4 protein-coding genes are annotated in these 3,999 nt (G+C 41.6%); all 4 read left to right on the forward strand.

Annotation, left to right across the window (positions count from 1 at the left end; all coding sequences use genetic code 11):
* Positions 1-566: IS982 family transposase (locus tag C200_RS06435; RefSeq protein ID WP_033923712.1), on the forward strand; the 566-nt coding region annotated here is incomplete at its 5' end.
* 255 nt (positions 567-821) lie between these two features.
* Entirely contained in the window at positions 822-1,466 is a 645-nt protein-coding gene (gene uvrY, locus C200_RS06440; protein WP_016211687.1) for a UvrY/SirA/GacA family response regulator transcription factor, read from the forward strand.
* Positions 1,467-1,496: 30 nt separating this feature from the next.
* Positions 1,497-3,302 carry an excinuclease ABC subunit UvrC gene (uvrC, locus tag C200_RS06445; RefSeq protein ID WP_016211685.1) on the forward strand — a complete coding sequence of 602 codons (1,806 nt, stop codon included), beginning with the start codon at positions 1,497-1,499 and terminating at the stop codon, positions 3,300-3,302.
* Between the two features lie 23 nt (positions 3,303-3,325).
* The gene (gene pgsA, locus C200_RS06450; RefSeq protein ID WP_016211684.1) at positions 3,326-3,901 is read left to right on the forward strand and encodes a CDP-diacylglycerol--glycerol-3-phosphate 3-phosphatidyltransferase; all 576 of its coding nucleotides are present in this window, start codon (positions 3,326-3,328) and stop codon (positions 3,899-3,901) included.
* Positions 3,902-3,999 lie beyond the last annotated feature (98 nt).

Here is a 3,999-nt window from a genome sequence, read left to right on the forward strand (position 1 = left end):
AAAGAAAAACACCTACGGGAATCTATTTTGTTGATTCAACCGTACTACGAGTCTGTCATCATAAACGCAGTCATCAAAATAGAGTCTTTAAAGGACTGGCTAAAAAATGTGGTTCAACGATGGGCTGGTTCTATGGCTTTAAGCTTCATCTAATTGTAAATGATATGGGGGAGTTGATGGCCTTTAAACTCAGTCAGGCAACAACGGATGATCGCGTTGTATTACCTGAAATTGCTCAAGGTCTGACAGGTAAGATTATTGGTGATAAAGGTTACATTTCACAAGATTTATTTAACAGGCTTTATGAAAAAGGACTGCAATTAATCAATAAAATTCGCAAGAATATGAAAAATAGGCTCATGCCTATCATCGATAAAATTTTACTCAGAAAACGTGGAATTATTGAAAGTGTATTTGATCAACTTAAAAACATCTCACAAATCGAGCACTCTAGGCATCGTAGTGTCAACAACTTTATGGTCAATATTCTTGCTGGATTAGCAGCCTACTGTCTTCAGGAGAAGAAGCCATCGCTTAATATCCAGCGTAATCTATTGACCAGCTGAGTTATATCGAACTCACGTATTTTAGTTAAACATTAATTAAAAATGAGTTGAAAGTCGGCAGATGCCGACTTTTTTATAAAGAATCACCGTGTGAGATGACCCCGTTGATATTCTTCTTGAAAATAGTTAGGTAAATCCTTAGCTTAACTCAGTGGCGAGGCTTGTTTAATAAGACTTTCTGTTTCCGCTGAGGCTATTATAGTGTTATGATTTGTAAACAGTTACACAGTCGCATTGCGTGTAGGAGCCATTCTTTTGATTAAAGTCCTCATTGTTGATGATCATGAATTGATTCGTGTGGGTATTAAGCGTTTATTATCTGATGTACAAGGGATTGAAGTTATCGGTGAGGCAGAAAGTGGTGAAGAAGCATTGCAGTTTATTCGCCAAAGTCGACCGGATGTTGTATTGATGGATGTAAATATGCCGGGCATGGGCGGCTTGGAAGCGACTCGCCGCTTATTACGCATTGATCAGGATATTCAAGTTTTAGCGGTAACAGTTTATGGTGGAGAACCTTATCCTTCACGTGTTTTGCAAGCAGGTGCTGCAGGTTATATCACCAAGGGAACAAATATTGATGAGATGGTGCGAGCGATTCGTAAAGTGCATGTCGGCCAACGTTATATTAGTCCTGATGTTGCGCAGCAGCTTGCTTTAAAGCACTTAACCGATGATGATACACCATTTGATCAACTGTCTGAGCGAGAGATGCAAGTGATGATTATGATTACCAGTGGCCAGAAGGTTCAAGAAATTTCTGATCAGCTCTGCTTAAGTCCAAAAACTGTCAATAGTTATCGCTACCGTTTATTTGAGAAGTTAAATGTAAACAGTGATGTTGAGTTAACACATTTAGCGATTCGTCATGGTATGCTAGATCCATCTGTTCCAGTTTAGCCTCTTAATTGATTATTTTACTACACGTGCATGGGGTTTGATGCAGCAGCATTTTTAATGACCGTTCCTGATTTGCCCGGAGTCTATCAGATGATAGATAGGCAGGCGAACGTTATTTATGTGGGTAAAGCAAAAAGCTTGAAAAAGCGCCTTAGTTCTTATTTTCAAAAAAATCATGCTTCAGTCAAAACAGAGCGTTTAGTAAGCCAAGTTACAAGTGTTGAAATCATTGTGACTGATACTGAAAAAGAAGCGTTGTTGCTTGAATGCTCTTTAATTAAAACCTTAAAGCCTCGTTATAATATTTTATTGCGTGATGATAAAAGTTATCCATATTTGGTACTAAGTGTGGGTGATTTTCCTAGTTTAACCTATCAGCGTGGGGGTAAACGGCAGGCGGGTGAGTATTTTGGTCCTTATCCTGATGCAGGAGCGGCAAAAGCAGCACTTAACCTTTTACAAAAAACGTTTAAACTGCGCTCTTGTGAGGAGTCTGCTTTTAAAAATCGTTCACGGCCTTGTTTACAACATCAAATTGGTCGTTGTACTGCGCCTTGTGTGGGCTGGGTGAGTGTGGAAGATTACCAGCTTAATGTGAGTCATACTCGATTGTTTTTGCAGGGGAAAAGCCAGGCTTTAATCGATCGGCTGGCGAGTGAGATGGACAGTGCTTCAGAGCAATTAGCCTTTGAAAAGGCTGCACAATTGCGCGATCAAATTACCCATTTGCGTAGAACAATGCAGCAACAGGCGGTGGTTTTTGAACAGGCTAAAAGTGTTGATGTTATTGTTTTATTATTAGATCAGGGTGTGTTGTGTATTCAGTTGATGATGTTGCGTGAGGGCTGTTTACTAGGCCATAAAAGTATATTTTCAAAGTTTGACTTGGACTTTGAACGTCATGAATTATTAGAGTTATTTTTAGTGCAGTGGTATCTCGGATCTGCTCGAGAGTTGCCTGCGCAAATTTGTATAGAGCAGCCTTTAGCGAATCAACAACATATTGAGACAATTTTAACTGAACAGCGCGGACGTCAGGTAAAAATTCGTGCGCAAGGGCGTGGACTTGCGAAAAAGTGGTTGGCTTTAGCAAGCCACAATGGCCTACAGGCGCTTAAAACACATCTAGCAAAAAATACGCATTATCAGCATGGATTTACTGAATGTTTGGCTGAGCTGGGCTTGTCTGAAGCAATTAGTCGGATTGAGTGTTTCGATGTGAGCCATACCATGGGGCAGGCGACGGTGGCATCATGTGTGGTATTTAATTGTGATGGGCCATTGAAGAAAGAGTATCGGCGTTTTAATATAGCAGGAGTAAAGCCAGGTGATGATTATGCTGCGCTTGCTAATAGTATATTGAGGCGCTACCAAAAAATAACTCAGTATGAGCTTGATACATGCTTATTATTGATTGATGGCGGGCGTGGGCAGTTTAATGCAGTTGTGACAGCACTGAACGCATTAAATTTGACTGCGCAGGTGCTTGCTATCAGTAAAGGTCCTGGACGTCGCCCGGGACTTGAAGTATTGCACTTATATGGGGGTGAAGCACGTGTTTTATCAGCAGATAGTGCAGCATTGCATTTCTTACAACGGGTGCGCGATGAGGCGCATCGATTTGCAATTGAAGGACATCGTGCAAAACGTGGTAAGATCACCTCTGTAATAGAAAGTATTGCCGGGGTCGGGCCAAAGCGCCGCAAGACATTACTGCATAGTTTTGGTGGTTTACAAGAGTTAAAACAAGCACGGGTTGAAGACATTGCGCGAATTGATGGCATAGGCGATGCTTTGGCACAACGTATTGTCCAAGCACTAAAAGATAAGGTTTAGGAGTGAGTAAGAAGGTGAGAATGATGCGGATGCGACTGCCAAATATTTTAACATTATTACGTATGGTGTTAATCCCTGTTTTCATACTGATTTATTATTTGCCTTTTACCTGGGCACCATTAGCGACGGCGATTATTTTTGCGGTTGCTGCGGTGACAGATTGGTTGGATGGCTTTTTAGCCAGGCGTTGGAATCAAACCTCAGCTTTTGGTGCATTTTTAGATCCAGTGGCAGACAAGCTGATTGTTGCCGTGGCCTTGGTACTCTTAGTCAGTACGTTTGCGTCAGCATGGTTTGCACTGCCTGCAGCGGTGATTATGTGTCGAGAGATTTTAGTGTCCGCTTTGCGTGAATGGATGGCAGAACTTGGTAAGCGTGCAGCAGTGAAAGTCTCTCATATAGGTAAAGTCAAAACAGTCGCTCAAATGATTGCATTATTGGTATTGCTCGTTCAAAAAGCACCGGCTCAAGGTTGGCAAGTGTGGGATTGGCCGATTTGGTTTGGTGTGGCATTAATGTATGTTGCAGCCGCGCTGACGTTATATTCAATGGTTATCTATATAAAATCCGCCTGGTCGGACTTGACTTATTCCATGTAGTCTATATAATTCATTCCAGATTTGTTGAGGCATATCAAAGTGGTATGACTTAAGTGTAGGTAAGCAATCCTGCGTTGATGGCCGGATGGCAGAGTGGC

The organism is Piscirickettsia salmonis LF-89 = ATCC VR-1361, assembly GCF_000297215.2.
Taxonomy (GTDB): Bacteria; Pseudomonadota; Gammaproteobacteria; order Piscirickettsiales; family Piscirickettsiaceae; genus Piscirickettsia; species Piscirickettsia salmonis.